The organism is Parvibacter caecicola, assembly GCF_003725335.1.
GTDB classification, from domain to species: domain Bacteria; phylum Actinomycetota; class Coriobacteriia; order Coriobacteriales; family Eggerthellaceae; genus Parvibacter; species Parvibacter caecicola.
The window spans coordinates 1-509 of sequence record NZ_QIBY01000063.1 but is presented as its reverse complement, the minus strand read 5'-3'; the positions used below and the strand labels follow the sequence as shown (position 1 = coordinate 509).

At 53.6% G+C, this 509-nt stretch carries 1 protein-coding gene; it reads left to right on the top strand.

Annotated elements, in window-relative coordinates; genetic code table 11:
* The coding region (locus tag DMP11_RS10180) for a restriction endonuclease subunit S (RefSeq protein ID WP_211329105.1) at positions 1 to 509 on the top strand (509 nt) is incomplete at both ends.

The following is a 509-nucleotide window of genomic DNA, read 5'->3' as shown; positions in this document are numbered from 1 at the left end:
CTTGGGAACAGCGTAGGTTGGGGGAGATTGTTGGCAAGACGTATGGGGGTGGCACCCCTTCGACCGATAACGAGCAGTATTGGAACGGCGCAATTCCCTGGATACAGTCTTCGAATGTTCCCGAAGATGATTATTTTAGCCTCTCGGTCCAGAAAGGCATTTCAGAGGACGCTGTTGCCTCGACTGCTGCGCAAATTGTCCCCGCAGGCTCAATCGCCGTTGTTACTCATGTTGGCGTGGGTAAGCTATCCTACCTGGAGTTTCCTTTCACGACCAGCCAGGATTTTGTGTCGCTGTCAGATCTAAAGGCTCACCCTGTATTCACCTGCTATTCGCTTGCGCTGCGCCTGAGGTCAGACATTAATATGGTGCAGGGATCGGCGATTAAAGGCATTACGAAGGAAGACCTCCTGAGCAAGGGCTTGGGAATGCCGTCGTTAGCCGAACAATCCCGCATCGGCGCCCTCTTCTCCAAGCTCGACTCGCTCATCACCCTTCATCAGCGTGAG